The organism is Pararhizobium sp. A13, from assembly GCF_040126305.1.
GTDB lineage: Bacteria > Pseudomonadota > Alphaproteobacteria > Rhizobiales > Rhizobiaceae > Pararhizobium.
Genome location: NZ_CP149510.1, coordinates 3,848,951 through 3,864,255, shown reverse-complemented (window position 1 = coordinate 3,864,255; position 15,305 = coordinate 3,848,951). Strand labels below are relative to the sequence as shown.

General features: G+C 60.6%; 13 protein-coding genes, 2 pseudogenes and 1 riboswitch. Of the genes and pseudogenes, 9 read left to right on the top strand and 6 right to left on the bottom strand.

The window, feature by feature from the left end; translation table 11 throughout:
• Positions 1-127: 127 nt before the first annotated feature.
• Positions 128-832: a GntR family transcriptional regulator gene (locus WI754_RS18925; RefSeq protein WP_349434984.1), complete on the bottom strand. Its 705-nt coding sequence runs from the start codon at positions 830-832 to the stop codon at positions 128-130.
• A gap of 267 nt (positions 833-1,099) precedes the next feature.
• On the opposite strand from WI754_RS18925, the pseudogene WI754_RS18920 reads away from it, so the two are divergent.
• The 6 genes and pseudogenes from WI754_RS18920 to WI754_RS18895 all read left to right on the top strand — a co-directional run bounded on the left by WI754_RS18920 (position 1,100) and on the right by WI754_RS18895 (position 7,614).
• Positions 1,100-2,186 (top strand): annotated as a pseudogene (locus WI754_RS18920) (ABC transporter ATP-binding protein).
• Between the two features lie 32 nt (positions 2,187-2,218).
• On the top strand, positions 2,219-3,508 hold the full coding sequence (locus WI754_RS18915) for a PotD/PotF family extracellular solute-binding protein (protein ID WP_349434983.1): 1,290 nt from the start codon (positions 2,219-2,221) through the stop codon (positions 3,506-3,508).
• 247 nt (positions 3,509-3,755) lie between these two features.
• A pseudogene (locus WI754_RS18910) lies at positions 3,756-4,586 on the top strand (ABC transporter permease); the annotation flags it as partial.
• A 3-nt stretch (positions 4,587-4,589) separates the two neighbouring features.
• Complete coding sequence (locus tag WI754_RS18905) at positions 4,590-5,411, top strand: ABC transporter permease (protein WP_349434982.1); 822 nt, start codon at positions 4,590-4,592, stop codon at positions 5,409-5,411.
• A gap of 6 nt (positions 5,412-5,417) precedes the next feature.
• A complete protein-coding gene (locus WI754_RS18900; protein WP_349434981.1) occupies positions 5,418-6,155 on the top strand; it encodes an aspartate/glutamate racemase family protein in 738 nt (245 codons plus the stop codon).
• Positions 6,156-6,297: 142 nt separating this feature from the next.
• Positions 6,298-7,614 carry an FAD-dependent oxidoreductase gene (locus WI754_RS18895; protein WP_349434980.1) on the top strand — a complete coding sequence of 439 codons (1,317 nt, stop codon included), beginning with the start codon at positions 6,298-6,300 and terminating at the stop codon, positions 7,612-7,614.
• A gap of 36 nt (positions 7,615-7,650) precedes the next feature.
• Here WI754_RS18895 and WI754_RS18890 read toward each other — a convergent pair whose 3' ends face one another.
• Complete coding sequence (locus tag WI754_RS18890; RefSeq protein ID WP_349434979.1) at positions 7,651-8,448, bottom strand: DUF1194 domain-containing protein; 798 nt, start codon at positions 8,446-8,448, stop codon at positions 7,651-7,653.
• Positions 8,449-8,608: 160 nt separating this feature from the next.
• Between WI754_RS18890 and WI754_RS18885 the strand changes: the two genes are divergently transcribed.
• Positions 8,609-9,898, top strand: coding sequence for a glucoamylase family protein (locus WI754_RS18885; RefSeq protein ID WP_349434978.1), 1,290 nt, complete (start codon positions 8,609-8,611; stop codon positions 9,896-9,898).
• Positions 9,899-10,041: 143 nt separating this feature from the next.
• Here the strand turns inward: WI754_RS18885 and WI754_RS18880 are convergent, their stop codons facing one another.
• The gene (locus tag WI754_RS18880) at positions 10,042-10,176 is read right to left on the bottom strand and encodes a hypothetical protein (RefSeq protein WP_349434977.1); all 135 of its coding nucleotides are present in this window, start codon (positions 10,174-10,176) and stop codon (positions 10,042-10,044) included.
• A gap of 66 nt (positions 10,177-10,242) precedes the next feature.
• Here WI754_RS18880 and WI754_RS18875 point away from each other — a divergent pair, with 66 nt between their 5' ends.
• The gene (locus tag WI754_RS18875; protein WP_349434976.1) at positions 10,243-10,794 is read left to right on the top strand and encodes a (2Fe-2S)-binding protein; all 552 of its coding nucleotides are present in this window, start codon (positions 10,243-10,245) and stop codon (positions 10,792-10,794) included.
• A 10-nt stretch (positions 10,795-10,804) separates the two neighbouring features.
• Here the strand turns inward: WI754_RS18875 and WI754_RS18870 are convergent, their stop codons facing one another.
• Together WI754_RS18870 and WI754_RS18865 are read right to left on the bottom strand one after the other, a co-directional pair.
• Complete coding sequence (locus WI754_RS18870) at positions 10,805-11,575, bottom strand: CbtA family protein (RefSeq protein ID WP_349434975.1); 771 nt, start codon at positions 11,573-11,575, stop codon at positions 10,805-10,807.
• Positions 11,576-11,769: 194 nt separating this feature from the next.
• Positions 11,770-11,946 carry a CbtB-domain containing protein gene (locus WI754_RS18865; RefSeq protein ID WP_349434974.1) on the bottom strand — a complete coding sequence of 59 codons (177 nt, stop codon included), beginning with the start codon at positions 11,944-11,946 and terminating at the stop codon, positions 11,770-11,772.
• 46 nt (positions 11,947-11,992) lie between these two features.
• Positions 11,993-12,255, bottom strand: a riboswitch (cobalamin riboswitch).
• A gap of 265 nt (positions 12,256-12,520) precedes the next feature.
• On the opposite strand from WI754_RS18865, the gene WI754_RS18860 reads away from it, so the two are divergent.
• Positions 12,521-14,287, top strand: a complete 1,767-nt coding sequence (locus WI754_RS18860) for an EAL domain-containing protein (protein ID WP_349434973.1) — start codon at positions 12,521-12,523, stop codon at positions 14,285-14,287.
• Between the two features lie 21 nt (positions 14,288-14,308).
• On the opposite strand, the gene WI754_RS18855 is transcribed toward WI754_RS18860, so the two are convergent.
• On the bottom strand, positions 14,309-15,157 hold the full coding sequence (locus tag WI754_RS18855) for a LysR family transcriptional regulator (RefSeq protein ID WP_349434972.1): 849 nt from the start codon (positions 15,155-15,157) through the stop codon (positions 14,309-14,311).
• Between the last annotated feature and the right edge of the window lie 148 nt (positions 15,158-15,305).

Genomic DNA, 15,305 nt, shown 5'->3' with positions numbered 1-15,305 from the left:
CTTACAAATTGACGGCACGGTAACGCGCGGCGCCGGCGAAGGTTCCGACCGGCTATTTATTTCGGTATATGCTTATGAAATAAAAGGATTTGTTGGGCACGAAGCCTGGCGCGAGCGGGGCTGGAAGCTAGAGCTTGAAGGCTTCGCGAAGGTCGCTGCCCTTGTTTTCGCGCATATCGAGGTCGGCCTCGATATGGTCGATGTGGTGGATCATCAGATGGCAAGCGCGGTCGAGATCGCCGTTCTCGATCGCCGTGACGATGTCCTGGTGTTCCTGATGGCCGCAGCTTGAAATGGCCGACTGGCCGTAGAGGGCGATGACCAGCGATGAGCGGGCGACGAGTTCGTCCATGAAGCGCTGCATCACGGCATTGCCGGTCATGGAGGCGAGCATCAGGTGAAAATCGCCGGAGGCCTTGATCTCGGCACGGCGGGCCGTCTGGCCGCGCTCTGCCATAAGCCGGCCTTCTTCCATCAGCAGCTGCCGCAGGTGTTGAAGATGCGAGGGACCCATATGTTTTGCGGCTTCGCGCAGAATGCCCGGCTCGATCAGCCGGCGCGTGGCGAAAATCTGCCGCGCTTCTTCGGGCGAGGGGTAGGCAACGAAGGCGCCGCGATTTTTCTCGACATTGACGAGGCCCTCGTAGGCGAGTGCCTGCAGGGCACCGCGGACCAGGGTGCGGCTTACATTGAACAGCGCGCCGACATCCGCTTCCGACAGCTTGGTGCCCGGCGCCAGCCGGCGATCGACGATCGCATCGCGGATGGAATCGCGGATAGATTGTGTGCTGACGTCGATCTGATCGTTGGCGGGAACTGCTGCGGTTTTCATCAGGCCTCATTCCGGATTCTGCGCCGCATACTATCGTGGTTTTTGTGCAAAGTGAATCGGGATTTTGTAATCATATGGATGGTCAAATTGTATACGATTTTTTGCGCATATTGCAGACAAACGCATATATTTTAAGCAATGCCTAACGTGCAAAAATTCGCGGCATTTTTTGACTTCTTAAATAATTAATATATTTCAACAGCTTATAACTTTTCACCCGGTTTGGCACGCGAGATGCATTGAATACCCCGTCACAGGAGAGACTGGATGTCCAAAGCGGCAGAAATCGATATCGTATCCGTTTCCAAGGTTTATGGCAGCACAACTGCCGTGCATTCCATCAGCCTGAAAATACCCTCCGGCAGCTATTGCTGTTTCCTTGGCCCCTCCGGTTGCGGCAAGACCTCAACGCTCCGAATGATCGCCGGCCACGAGAGCATTTCCTCAGGCGATGTGCGGCTCGGCAACACGGTTGTCACCGATCTGCCGCCGGCCAAGCGGTACGGCGATGATGTTTCAGTCCTATGCCCTGTTTCCGCATCTCGATCTCGTCGACAACGTCGCCTTTAGCCTGAAGATGAAAGGTATCGACAAAGAGGAACGCCGCGCCAAGGCGCTGGAAATGCTCAAGCTGATGCAGATGGAGCCCTATGCCAACCGGCGTCCGGCCCAGCTTTCCGGTGGCCAGCAACAGCGCGTGGCGCTCGCCCGCGCGCTGATCACCGATCCGGAGGCGCTTCTTCTCGACGAGCCGCTGTCGGCGCTCGATCCGTTCCTGAAGATCCGAATGCGGGCGGAACTGAAGAAGCTGCAGAAGAGCCTCGGCATCACCTTTGTCCACGTCACCCACAGTCAGGAAGAGGCGATGGCGCTGGCCGATGTCATCGTCATCATGAATGACGGGCGTATCGAGCAGGCGGCATCACCGCGCGACGTGTTCGAGCGTCCGGCAACGGCCTTCGTCGCCCGCTTCATGGGCGATCACAATGTTCTCACCGGCCGGGTCGTTGAAAGCGGTGATGGCAAGGTGACGCTGGAGGTGGCCGAGGGGCAAAAATTCACCGTCGCAGGTCCGGCCCAGGCACTGGGATCGCCGATCGATATCGGTGTTCGCACGGACCGCGTCCGGCTCGCGGCGCCATCCGAGAAGACGCTCGGCTTCCATGGCGTGGTGTCGAATGTCGAATATCGCGGGGCTTCCGTGAAAATCACCGTTCTCGGCGCCGGCAGCGACGATTTCACCGTCATCGCCACTGATGCCGATTATTTCAAGAAACCCGTATCGGTCGGCGATGCCGTGCCGCTGAGCTGGGGCCTGGAGGACGCCGTGCTTCTCGGCCGCATGGCCGCCTAATCCTTTATCAACATCAAAAAGAGGGAACTGAAATGACGACTGAAAACAAGACACCTAAGGGAATTTCAAGGCGCGGCCTCTTGAAGACCGGTGCGGCGGCAACCGGCGCCGTCATCGGCTCCGGCCTGATTACCGGCTTCCCGACCATCTGGGCGCAGAACCCGATCACGCTGCGCCAGTTTGGCACCGGCGTTTCGAACATCAACGCCATCGCCGAGAAGTGCAAGGCCGACCTCGGCATCACGCTCGAGATGACCGCCACCGACTCCGACGCCGCCGCCCAGCGCGCCGTCACCCAGCCGGATAGTTACGACATCGCCGATATAGAGTACTGGATTCTCAAGAAGGTGTTCCCGGCTGGCGTCATTCAGCCGATGGATATCAAGAAACTGAAGTACTATGACAAGATCGTGCCGCTGTTCAAAACCGGCAAGCTCAAGCCGGACAGCGTCATCGCGCAGGGTACGGCACCGCACACTGTCGGCTTCGTCGAAGCACCCGGCGACAAGACCTTCGCCAAGGGCGAAACCCAATATTTCACGATGGTTCCGACCATCTATAATGCTGACACGCTCGGCATCCGTCCGGATCTCGTCGGTCGCGAGATCACCACCTGGGCCGACATCATGGATCCTGCCTTCAAGGGCAAGACCTCGATCCTCAACATCCCGTCGATCGGCATCATGGATGCTGCGATGATTATGGAAGCCATGGGCAACATCAAGTATGCCGACAAGGGCAACATGACCAAGGAAGAGATCGATGCGACGATCGAATTCCTGATCAAGGCCAAGCAGGACGGCCAGTTCCGCGCCTTCTGGAAGTCCTTCGACGAGTCGGTCAACCTGATGGCTTCGGGCGAAGTCGTGATCCAGTCGATGTGGTCGCCGGCCGTTGCGGCCGTCCGCTCGAAGGGCATCGCCTGCAAGTACCAGCCGCTCAAGGAAGGCTATCGCTCATGGGGCGGTGGTCTTGGCCTTGCAGCCCATCTCACCGGCGCGCAGCTTGATGCGGCCTATGAGTATATCAACTGGTACACATCCGGTTGGGTCGGCGGCTACCTCAACCGCCAGGGCTACTACTCCGCTGCCATGGATACCGCCAAGGAGTTCATGTCCGCCGACGAGTGGGGCTACTGGATCGAAGGCAAGCCTGCGACGGGCGACATCATGTCGCCGGAAGGCAAGGTCATGGAGAAGGCGGGTGCGGTGCGCGACGGCGGTTCGTTCGAAGAGCGCATGGGCAAGGTCGCGTGCTGGAACTCGGTCATGGACGAGGACCGCTACATGGTCAAGCGCTGGAACGAGTTCATCGCTGCGTGATGATCTCAACCCTCCCTTGAGGGGGAGGGTCGGACCGCAGGTCCGGGGTGGGGTGACCTTTTGCGTCAACCAACGGATCACCCCACCCGCAGCTTCGCTGCGACCTCCCCCCTCAAGGGGGAGGTACAAGTGACAAAACCGGAGACAAGACGTGACAGCAGCCATCACGGAAGAAGAGACGCAACTTGCGGCGCCCGCCAAGCCGGCCCTCGGTGTAAGCGTCGGAAAGATCGCGGCCTGTGTTGCCTCCTATCTGCAGGCCGCGCCGCTGGCGCTGATCCTCGGCTTCTTCTTCCTGCTGCCGATCCTGATGATCGCCGTCGTCAGTTTCTGGGACTATGATTTCGCCGGGCTCTACCCGGATTTTCTGACGATGAACTATACCGATACGCTCGGTTCCTGGGTCACCTGGAAAACCTACCTGAACACACTGAAATACACGGCGCTGGTCTGGGGGCTGACGCTGGTGATCGGTTTCTGGGTCGCCTATTTCCTTGCCTTTCATATCCGCACGACGACCATGCAGATGGTGCTGTTCCTCGTCTGCACCGTGCCGTTCCTCACCTCCAACATCATCCGGATGATCTCCTGGATCCCGGTGCTGGGGCGCAACGGTCTCGTCAATTCGACGCTGATCGAGATGGGCCTCATTCCGGCCCCGATCGAATGGCTGCTTTATTCCGATTTCGCCGTGGTACTCGCCATGGTGCATCTCAACACGCTGTTCATGGTGACGCCGATTTTCAACACGCTGATGCGCATCGACAAGTCGCTGATCGAGGCGGCGCGCGACGCCGGAGCGAACGGCTGGCAGATCCTCTGGAACGTCATCCTGCCGCTGGCAAAACCCGGCATCGCCATCGGCTCGATCTTCGTCGTGACGCTGGTGATGGCGGACTTCTCGACGGTGCAGGTGATGTCCGGCGGGCAGAGCGCCTCCGTTGCGCTGATGATGAAGAACCAGATGTCGCTTTTGCAGTATCCGGCCGCCGCCGCCAATGCCGTCGTGCTTTTGATCGTCGTGCTTCTGATGGTCGCTGCCATCCTGCGCGTCGTCGATATCCGCAAGGAGCTTTGAGCCATGTCCCACGAAAAGCGCACGCTGGAATTCTACGTGCTGGCGGTCTTTTTCGCTGTGTTCGTGTTTTTCCTCTATGGGCCGCTTTCGGCCGTTCTCATCCTGTCCTTCCAGGGGCCGGACGGGGGGCTGACCTTTCCGCTCAATGGCGTCTCGGTGCACTGGTTCTACAACCTTTTCGAACAGCAGGCGGTCGGCGATTTCGGGGCATCCTTCAAGCGGTCCTTCTCGCTCGGGCTGATGGTCATGGTGGTGAACGTGCTCGTTTCGCTGCTCGCCGGTCTTGCCTTCCGCCGCAAGTTCAGGGGCTCGACGGTGCTGTTCTACCTGACGGTCGCAAGCCTCGTCGTGCCGTCGATCATCATCTCGCTCGGCATTGGCGTCGTTTTCCAACAGCTCGGCCTCAAGCCCGCCTGGTATTCGTCGGCTTTCGGCGCGCACCTGACCTGGACTTTGCCCTTCGGCGTGCTGATCATGTTTGCCGTGTTCAACCGTTTTTCGCCCTCCTATGAGGAGGCTGCGCGCGACCTCGGGGCGACGTCTTGGCAAACCTTCCGGCATGTGCTTCTGCCGATGATCGCGCCGAGCCTGATCGGCGTCGGGCTGTTCGGCTTCACGCTCTCCTACGATGAATTCGCCCGCACGTTGATGACATCCGGCACCTACAACACGCTGCCGCTCGAAATCTACGGCATGACGACCAACGTAACCACGCCGGTGCTCTACGCGCTCGGCACGGTCACCACACTCTTTTCCTTCTCCATCATCCTCTTGGCGCTCGCGATCATCCTGGTGATGCGCCGCAGGCAAGCGAAACTGGTCTGATCCCGCATGCGCATTCTTGTCGTCAACCCGAACACCACCCGATCCATGACGGAAAAGGCGGCGGAGGCCGCACGGGCCGTCGCAGCTCCCGGAACCGAAATCATCGCCGCCACGTCGCAGATGGGGCCGGTGTCGATCGAAGGCCACTATGATGGTGCGCTCGCCTTGCCCGGCCTGCTTGCCGAGATCCGGCAAGCCGAATCCGCCGGCGCGCAGGCCGCAGTTATCGCCTGTTTCGACGATACCGGGCTCGACGCCGCCCGCTCTTTGGCCGGCTTTCCCGTTCTCGGTCTCTGCGAGTCCGCGCTGGTCACGGCCGGATTTCTCGCCCAGCGCTTTACCATCGTGACGACCCTGGAGCGCTCGCGCATTCTGCTCGAAAACCTTTCCCGGCACTACGGATTCGGCGGGCGTGCGAAGGTGCGAGCCGCTGACATTCCTGTACTTGAACTGGAGGACCCTGCATCCGGTGCCATCGGCAAGCTGCACCGCCAGATCGAACTGGCGCTTGTGGAAGATGGCGCCGAAGCCATTGTTCTCGGTTGCGCCGGCATGGCCGATCTCGCCCATGCCCTGCAGAAGGAATATGGCGTGCCTGTCATCGATGGGGTTTCGGCGGCAGTCAAGCAGGCCGAGGCGCTGATTGCGCAGCGGCTGACGACGAGCAAGCGGGGGTCTTATGCGCCGCCGCTTGCGAAGGTGTATGCGGGGGCAATGGGGGCATTTGCGCCAGGCGCGGTTTGATCCCCCTTTGAGCGGGATGTCACGAAGTGATAGAGCGGGTAGACATCCTCGTTTGAGGCCCCGCGGCACCATCCGGCTGAAGGGCGCGGAAGGCGACGAGGCAAAGCATGTGACTTCCTGAACTCGACCGGCGAGCCCACTCGTGAGCGAATTTGATGCAGATGTGATCGTTGTCGGGGCCGGCTTTACCGGCCTTTCGGCGGCGGATGCGCTCGTTTCCGCGGGGCTCGATGTCATCGTGCTCGAAGCGAGGGATCGTGTCGGCGGACGCGTGGAGTCGGCGGCTTTTTCGGATGGTGTGCGGGTCGACACGGGCGGCCATTTTATTTGTGACGAGATGCCGGAAATCATGGCGCTGACGCGTCGGTTTGGCAAAGTGCTTGCCGAGACGCCGATGGAGGGCGCCTTCCTGATACAGCGGGATTCCAAATCCACGGAAACCGGTCACACTTTTGCGGAATCGGGCCGTATCCGGGCGCGGGCAAACAGGATCAACCCGCGCGATCCGACTATCGCCGGCCTGACGGCGGAGGCGTGGCTCGCCCGTCAGAGCGATCCGCCGGATGTCAAAGCCGGCTATCAGGCGATGGTCGAGGGGCTCTGGTGCCGCTCGATCGGCGAAATTCCGCTCTGGTACCTGATCGACAATGATCGGCGCACCACGAGCAATGGCAACGAGTTGCAGTATTTCGTCGAAGGGACGATGCATGCCGTTGCCGAGGCTCTGGCGGCATTGCTTGGCCCGCGCTTGCGGCTCGATACACCCGTCAGTCGCATCGCTCGAACGAACGAGGTCGTGACGGTGACCTCCGGCAATCGCGACGTGTTGAAGGCGCGGCAGATTATCGTTGCCGCACCGCCGGTAATGGCGTCACGGATCACCCACGAGCCTGATCTACCGAAGCCGCTGATCGACGCATTTGCCGCCTGGAAAAGTGGCACCGTCATCAAGACGTTTGTGCGATACGAGCGGCCTTTCTGGCGCGATCGCGGATTGAGCGGCATGGTGATGTGGCGCGATGTCCTTGGTCTTTTCGCCTGTGATGTCAGCAGCGATCAAGCGTCGGCGCTCGTGGTGTTTGCGGGAGGGCCGCTGGCTGCCGAATGGAGCGGGAAGGGGGCTGAGTTCATCCAGTCCGAAATCATCCGCCGGCTCGTCGCGGCGCTGGGCAGCGAGGCTGGAGACTATACGGATTTGCGGATGCGCGACTGGGTCGACGATCGTTGGAGCGGCGGAGGCTACAGCGACGTCATCACCGACCTTTCAGCCTACGCCGCGGAAGCGATGATCCGGGCCGGTGCACCGCCCGTCCATTTTGCCGCCTCGGAACTGGCCCCGTCCTTTCCGGCCTACATCGAAGGTGCGATCGTCGCTGGCCGCGAGGCTGCCGAGCGCGTGCTGGCGGTATTGCAATCAGAAGGCCAACCGGCAGGCGCCACCAACGCATCGGGGTCGTAGGCGCCCTTAAGGAAATGTCGTCGGACTTGGAACTCTCTACCGGTCCAGTTCGGGATAGACCCGATCGAGGATGCTGGGGCGCAGTTTCTCGCCGATCAGGCAGTCGGTGGAGGGAGGGGCCTGGACTGGAACGACCTGTTCCGCTGGTTGCTGGCGGCTCACCTCCATGACCAGTTTTTGTCGGATCGCCACGGCGAAATCCTCCGATCGGCGAACGGGCAGCACAAAGGAACCGGGTCCGCCGATGACGCAGTCCGCGTAATACCGGTCCAGCGAGCCAGCGCTGCCGGACGGGCGGATGATGATGGCGAGGCCATTGATGACGGTGCCGCTCGCGACCGCGGCGTCGCGGGCCGGGTCGACCGGCGGGCCGAGATTGTTCGGGCCGTCGCCGGACACATCGATCACCCGGCGCATCGCATCATAGGGGTTGGCGGCGATGAGTTTCGAGGCAAAGGCGATGGCGTTGGAAATCGACGTGCCCCGTCGCGTGTAAACCGGCCGGGCGGCGATACGTTCGGCGAAAGCTGCGGCATCCTCGGCGTCATCGATCAGCTGCCATTCGACCAGCGACGTTTCGTTGACGTTGCCGGCCCACTCGAAATAGCTCATGACGATGCGGCCATTGAGGCCGGCGCTTACCGCATTGATGAATTCCGCATGGCGCAGGGCTTCCACATATCCCATCCGCTGTACGCGCGCTTCCTCGACATCCATGGAGCCGGACATATCGACGGCGAGCACGAGCGCGACATCAACCTGTGGGCTGCTGGCGGCCGGGGTGATGGCGGCTGCGCCCGAAAGACTTAAAAGCATCGCGAGTGTCGTGAACATCATGTCATCCAATCACTGCTGCCGGTCTTAAGAAGCAAAAAGTGTAGCACAGGTCATCCGTCAGGCGATCCTTTCGCATAGTGGCGAGTTCAACAATCGGTGATTTGCCGAAGCAGATGCCTTGTGGTGAAACTTGCGGTTGATGGGAGTGCTTGACGAAATGCTTTTGAAAAACGACACCGACGCGGTCCTTCTCGACCGGTTCCAGCAAGCGGCGTTCGGTTACTTCCTCGAATATGTCAATCCGGACAACGGGCTCATCGCCGATACGTCTCTTCCCGGCGCCCCGTCCAGCATTGCGGCGACAGGTTTCGGCCTTTCCGCCTATCCGGTCGGCGTGGAGAGAGGCTGGATGAGCCGGCAGGATGCAGCGGCTAGGACGCTGGTTACGCTGCGTTTCTTTGCCGAAAGCCCGCAGGGGCGCGACAAGAATGCGACGGGGTACAAGGGGCTCTATTACCACTTTCTTGACATGAGGACCGGACAGCGGACATGGCGCAGCGAGATATCGCTGATCGACAGCGCGCTTTTTCTCGCCGGCGTGTTGACGGCCGCCGCCTATTTCAACCAGGAAAACGAGGTCGAGGCCGAGATACGATCCTGCGCGGCCATGCTTTACGCCCGCGCCAACTGGGCCTGGGCGCTCGATGGCAAAGGGGCATTTTGGCTCGGCTGGAAACCACGGAGCGGTTTTCTGCCTTATCGGTGGGAATCCTACAGCGAAGCGATCATCCTCTACGTGCTGGCGCTTGCCTCTCCCTCCTACCCGATCGGCAGGGAGAGCTACGATGCCTTTGCCGGGAAATTCGACTGGATGACGGTGGAGGGAAAGCCGTTCCTCTATGCCGGACCGCTGTTCATCCATCTTTTTTCGCATGCCTGGATCGATTTCCGCGGCATTCGCGACGCGGCCGTCGCGGCGAAGGATACAGACTATTTCGAAAACACCTGCCTGGCGATTACCGTGCAGCGCGACTATGCGATCAGCAATCCCGGCGGTTTTGCCGGTTATGGTGCCGATATGTGGGGGCTGACATCCTGCGACGGGCCTTTGCGGCCACGCCGTCTGCAGGATGGCCGCCACCAGGATTTTTCCGGCTATACGGCCCGCGGTGCGCCGTTCGGACCGGATGACGGCACGATCGCGCCCTGGGCGCCGCTCGCCTGCTTGCCATTCGAGTCGGAGGCAGCGATCTCGGCAACAGGCCATATCGTCTCGACCTATCCCGGGGTCATCGAGGAGGGGCGGTTTCTCGGCAGCTTCAATCCGAGCGTTCCCGGAAAGACGGCCGAAGGATGGCTCAACAATCGCAGCGTCGGTCTTGACCAGGGCATCCTGTTGATGATGATTGAAAATCATCGCACCGGCCTCATCTGGAACCTGATGCGAGAATCGCCAGCCGTCCGGCGCGGCTTGAAAAGAGCGGGCTTCTCCGGCGGTTGGCTTTGAGATAAACGGGCCGCCGGCATAGAAAAAGGCGGCGCCCTTTGGACGAGAACCCAGATACCGGCGGTTGGCCGGCTACTCCTTGGAAAGAGGATGCGCAAGCGGCGATGGCCTGGCAGACGCAGCGATTTCCGCAGGTCGTGGCCTCACTTGCCGGCGACAGCGCGGATTTTTCCTTGGTGACCGACATATGGCGCAAAGACAGTGCCGAGATCGCCGATCTCTTGGACTATCAAGGCCGGTTTGCCGCAGGAATGGATGATCGCACGAAGGGTGCTCATCTGGTCGCCTTCTACAGCCACCAACTCAGCATCGCTGCCGGTACCATCTATCTGAGGACCGGGCTGGTGCCGGATCTCGATCCGGGAAGCCTTGCAATCCGTTTTGAACCGTATGCCCCGAAAAAAGCAGACGAGATTGTGCAAGTTTACCCATCCGATGCCCGTCGCTTTCATTTTCGCTTTCGTCATTTTCGCCAAGGCCCTGACGGGGCATCCTTGTTTCACGACAGCTTCGTTGCCAGCCTTGCGCCGGTTGTCGAAACGGTGAAGGCCCGCACCGGTTTGTCATCGGTTGCGCAATGGCGGCTGGCGGCCGACGGCATTGCCGGTGCGTTTCTCGAAATGGGCGCGGCATCGGCGCAAGAGGAGCAAGCGATGGCTTCGGCGCTCGCTATCGTCAACACGGAAGGCTCGCCGCTGTCGTCAAGCGCATTGCGGTATCAAACGATCGCCGCGAACGTGGATGGTGTGCCGGTCGAGCGCGTATTTCGCCTGCGAAGCGGCTGCTGCCTGTATTACCGAACGGATGGCGGGACCTTTTGCGATGTCTGCGTACTTCTCGACGAGGAGACGCAAAAAAGCCGCCTGCGCGCTCATCTCGAACGCGCAGGCGGTTAATGTTGCAAGCCTATGCCGATTTCAGGAAGCGGTCGTTGATATAACCCGAGACCAGCCCGAGCACGATCCACGAGGCGAGGGCGGTTGCCAGCGCGGCGACCGCGAATTCGGCGCCGAGAACGGCCGGAACCGGGCTCGAAATATCCGCAGGCTGCGGCGCGCCGTAGATATGCGGCACGGCGAGCACTGCCAGGCCAACGATTTTCGCAATGATTTCGGGGCGCAGTGCAAGCATATACAGGCCAGCTCCGGAGAGTAGGACTGTCGCTATCCACCATATCTGCCGGTCGTGCAGGTCGGCCGCCGGAAAGCCAGGCAATTCTGGCGGGAGGCCGATTGCGGGCAGCATGTGGACCGCCAGCCAACCGCAAGCGCCCCAGAGGACACCGTTGCGAAGCGTGATGGGATAGCCGATCAGCAAGCTGATGCCGGTCAGCAACAGGCTGAAACCTGTGCCGGTTACGAGATTGGCGAGCAAGGTTCCTGAAAACCGGCTCATGCCAAACATGATGCCGCCTTCGTCTTCATGCTCGCCCTCATGGGCGTATGCCGGTGTGATCGGCGAGAATGCGGCAAGTATTTCGCCGATCGCTGATGTCGACCCAAGTGATGAATGCTGTTGACCCTCGGTGGTGGCGGGCTGTTCCGCGGCAGGCTCCTTGCCTTCATATTCTTCAGCATGAAGGATGATGGGAACGACCCGCGCAGTCTGCGCTACGGTCGTGAAGACACCCGCGATCAGTCCAGCCACCAACGCGGCCAGAAGCGTTTTGACAATCATTTCGATACCCCCGGGTTCAAGCCGAGCGGATGCACGTCAACGCTCTCTGGCTTGCTATGTTTGAAATCCCCATGGCAAATGCCGCCCGGTGCCGCAGCACGGGCGCATGCTCTGTCGATGCGTGGTTTCGATGGAAACCCGCGATCCGCCGTCAGATTGAATGCGAAAAGCGCGTGGCTTCCCACATCAGTCGATCAATGGCAGGGAAAACCGTAGGAGTGGCGAACGTCGTGCGCGGTATCGTGCAGCACGGCGGAATTCGCGAGACCGGCGCCGAAAACCAGGAATCCGCCGATCAGAAGGGCGAGGATACCGGCGGTGATGCGGTCGTTGAGGGAGAGCGGAACGCTCGAAACTGTAGACGTAGCCATGACAACCTCCGTGATGGCGCGTGGGAAATTTCCCACCAAATGGGCACCATGCCCTTTATCAACCGGCAGGTTTCCTGGCTCGCGGCGTCAGGTGCTTGGCACCAGTGAACCTGTCTCGCCTTCCCAAGGTGCGGGACAAGGCCCGCCGCCGCAGTGGCTTTTGCCGGTTGACCGGCATGACAAACTCTGACCGCTCTACAGTCGCGGGGTCGGCCGTGATTGAGATGCCCAGTGTGGGTCCATCCGTCACGTTCCCATTTACTCCCCGGAAGCGTTCGCTTCCAAGGAACCAATTGATCCGACGATGATTATGATGTCCTCCGGCTCGTGTCAATTCGATGATGCGACCTGCGATGCCGCTTTGCCGTCGCGATTGCCGAAGTTCGCTCGCAGGTCTATCCTTCTGAACTAGGGAGCAAGTGCGTTGGTCGATGCCGCCTACTTTAAATAACACCGAATGGTTGCTTGTATTTCTGGTTACATTTCGCGTTTTGCGAGGGCAATAGTTCTTTAGGAACCTTGCGGCAGAATACCGCGCACGTTTGTATGTGAAGAAACATTCATAGAGAAAACAATGAAAGCGGCGCGGTCCGAACAGGAATTTCAGAATATTCTTCGCAGGCTGGAGCTCGCGCTCGACGCCTCGCGGATCGGCGTATGGGAACACGACACGCAGAAGGATGAAGTCGTCTGGGATAAGCAGATGCACCGGCTCTATGGAACCGGCCGGACAAACAAGCGCGTCAAGGCGGCGTTGTGGGCCAAGGCGATCCATCCTGATGACCGGGAGCAGGCAGAGTCGGATTTCAACGACGCCATCAAGGGCAAGGGCACCTATTCGTCTGAGTACCGCATTGTTCTGCCGGACGGCAAACTTCGTTATCTCCGCTCCAGGGCGCATTGCTTCGAAGAAGACGGAAACATCACTTTCATCGGCGTCGAGTGGGACGTGACGGCGGATGTGCTTCTCAATCGGGAACTGCAGCGGCAGAAGGCCATTGCCGAAAAACGCGCAGTTGCTCTCGAGGCGAGCGCCCGGCGGATCGAATATGCGGCCGAACATGACTACCTGACCGGGCTGCCGAACCGCAGCTTCTTCGATCGCCGATTGGCGGAGCTTTCAGAGGATGCCGGGCTGGAAAAGCTGGCGATCCTCCATATCGGTCTCGACCGGTTCAAGCAGATCAACGACACCGCCGGTCATTCGGTGGGTGACAATGTGCTGAAATCCGCGGCCAGCCGGATTGTCGCCGCATTGCCGAATAGCGCCTTCGTCACCCGCATAGGCGGCGACGAATTTGCGGTTCTGATCGCCAATTTCGACTCCATCGAAGATTTGAAGACGGTTGCCGAGCGGCTGGCACAACAGCTGAAGCAATCGATATGGCACAATGACGAAGTGTTGCGCACCGGCGCGTCGATCGGCCTGGCGTCCGCCAGCGGTAGAAATATCGCCAATCTGCTCGCCGAAGCCGATATCGCCCTTCATCGCGCCAAGAAACTTGGCCGGGGCAGGGTGGAGGTCTTCTCGGCGCAACTCAAGGCGCAGCTCAACAACGAGCGCCGCGTTGCCAAGCAATTTGCGCGCGGGCTGGAGAAGGGAGAGTTTGTTCCCTTTTACCAGGCGCAGGTCGATGCCAGGACACGCCGTATCGTCGGCCTGGAGGCTTTGGCGCGGTGGCGCCATCCGAAACGCGGATTGCTGTTGCCGGGCGAATTCCTCACCGTCGCGGGAAATCTTGGCGTGCTGGACGACCTGGACGCTGCAATTCTGAAAGCGGCGTTGAAAGACCGGCGAGCCTGGGCGCGGCAGGGCGTACGCGTTCCACGGATCGCGGTGAATGTCTCGGCGGCGCGGCTGTCCGATCCGCTTCTGATCGACGACTTGCAGCAACTGGATGTCGAGGCGGATACGCTGTCATTCGAGTTGCTGGAGACGATCTTTCTCGACGACAGCGAGGAAGGCGTGCTTTCCAATGTTGCCGCGCTGAAGGGTATGGGCATCGACATCGAGATCGACGACTTCGGTTCCGGGCACGCCTCGATCATCGGGCTGACGAAGGTGAAACCGCGGCGGCTGAAGATCGACCGGCGCCTGGTATTTCCGATCACTACGTCGCGCGAACAGAAGCGACTGTTGCGGTCGATCGTCGACATCGCCAAGGCGCTCGACATCGAAGTTGTGGCCGAAGGGGTCGAGACGCTGGAGCATGCCAAGCTTCTGACGCGCCTCGGCTGCGATGTTCTGCAGGGTTACGCGATCGCCTATCCGGTCTCGGGGGCCGAGATGCTGGCCAGGTTGATGGAAACGCAAAACAAGGAACTTGCCGTTCAGCTATGATGGCATTTCCGCAGAAGGCGTCTACGAAGCCAGCAGATCCTGCATCACGCCGATAATGCGGCGGTGCTGGTGCGCGTGACGCGTGCGGATGCTGGTCGCGGCATAGACCGCCTGCGGAATGGTGGGAGCATCGTCCACAGGGAAGGCAGCACCCTCTTTGGCAAGCCGCGTAGCGGTGCCGCTCATCACGTAGGCGGCGCCACCCAGCGTCTTCAGCAAATCCATGATGGCGATGTTCTGCCCCGACGCCAGCGGTGCGGCCGACAGATGCGGCAGCGCCAGCCTGTGCGCCCTGTCGAAGGCGGGGGAGTAGACGGCTTGGATATAGGTTTCCGGCCGCAGGTCGCGGACTGTTCGCGCAATGGTGCTGACCAGTATGTAGGTCATTTCTCCGATCCGCTCGTAATGCAGGTCGGGCAGGTAATGCGGGGTGTAGAGGATGGCGAGATCGAGATCGCCGGCCGCCAGATCGCGGTTCATCTGATTGGAATAATCGGCTTCCATGTAGATCGAGGTAGCCGGCAGGTCGGCGCGGATGGCGGACAGCCAGCGGCCGGCAAAGGCTTCGGCCAGGTCATGCTGGATACCGAGGCGCATCGAGCGCTCGTAGGCGCCGGCACTCTCCACTGCCCGCGTCGCCTCGTGCCATTGGTGCTGCAGCGCCTTGGCATGATCGAGGAAGCGCAGGCCGGATGCCGTCGGCGCGGTGCCGCCCTTGTTGCGGGTGAAGAGCTTGCGGTTGAACTGCGCCTCCAGCGCCTTGACGCGGTGGGAGACGGTGGATTGCGTGATGTTCAGCCGCTCCGCCGTCCGGTTGAAGCTGCGGGTTTCCATCAGGTCGAGGAAGGTTTCGATGAGGTCGATCTGCATGTTCGTTCCTGGCTCTGCCCCATCCGGCCTGTCGGCAACCTTCTCCCCTTTCTGACCGGGAGAAGGACCGAGCGGCAAACTCTGTCGTCCCCTCTCCCCGCTGGCGGCGAGAGGGTCAGGGTGAGGGGGCTATCTTGACCCAATCTAA

What these genes read in the sequence shown, in the direction of transcription:
- WI754_RS18925 (WP_349434984.1), bottom strand. Translation starts at nt 832, where the DNA reads ATGAAAACCGCAGCAGTTCCCGCCAACGATCAGATCGACGTCAGCACA.
- WI754_RS18915 (WP_349434983.1), top strand. Translation starts at nt 2,219, where the DNA reads ATGACGACTGAAAACAAGACACCTAAGGGAATTTCAAGGCGCGGCCTC.
- WI754_RS18905 (WP_349434982.1), top strand. Translation starts at nt 4,590, where the DNA reads ATGTCCCACGAAAAGCGCACGCTGGAATTCTACGTGCTGGCGGTCTTT.
- WI754_RS18900 (WP_349434981.1), top strand. Translation starts at nt 5,418, where the DNA reads ATGCGCATTCTTGTCGTCAACCCGAACACCACCCGATCCATGACGGAA.
- WI754_RS18890 (WP_349434979.1), bottom strand. Translation starts at nt 8,448, where the DNA reads ATGTTCACGACACTCGCGATGCTTTTAAGTCTTTCGGGCGCAGCCGCC.
- WI754_RS18885 (WP_349434978.1), top strand. Translation starts at nt 8,609, where the DNA reads ATGCTTTTGAAAAACGACACCGACGCGGTCCTTCTCGACCGGTTCCAG.
- WI754_RS18880 (WP_349434977.1), bottom strand. Translation starts at nt 10,176, where the DNA reads ATGAGCACCCTTCGTGCGATCATCCATTCCTGCGGCAAACCGGCCTTG.
- WI754_RS18870 (WP_349434975.1), bottom strand. Translation starts at nt 11,575, where the DNA reads ATGATTGTCAAAACGCTTCTGGCCGCGTTGGTGGCTGGACTGATCGCG.
- WI754_RS18865 (WP_349434974.1), bottom strand. Translation starts at nt 11,946, where the DNA reads ATGGCTACGTCTACAGTTTCGAGCGTTCCGCTCTCCCTCAACGACCGC.
- WI754_RS18860 (WP_349434973.1), top strand. Translation starts at nt 12,521, where the DNA reads ATGAAAGCGGCGCGGTCCGAACAGGAATTTCAGAATATTCTTCGCAGG.
- WI754_RS18855 (WP_349434972.1), bottom strand. Translation starts at nt 15,157, where the DNA reads ATGCAGATCGACCTCATCGAAACCTTCCTCGACCTGATGGAAACCCGC.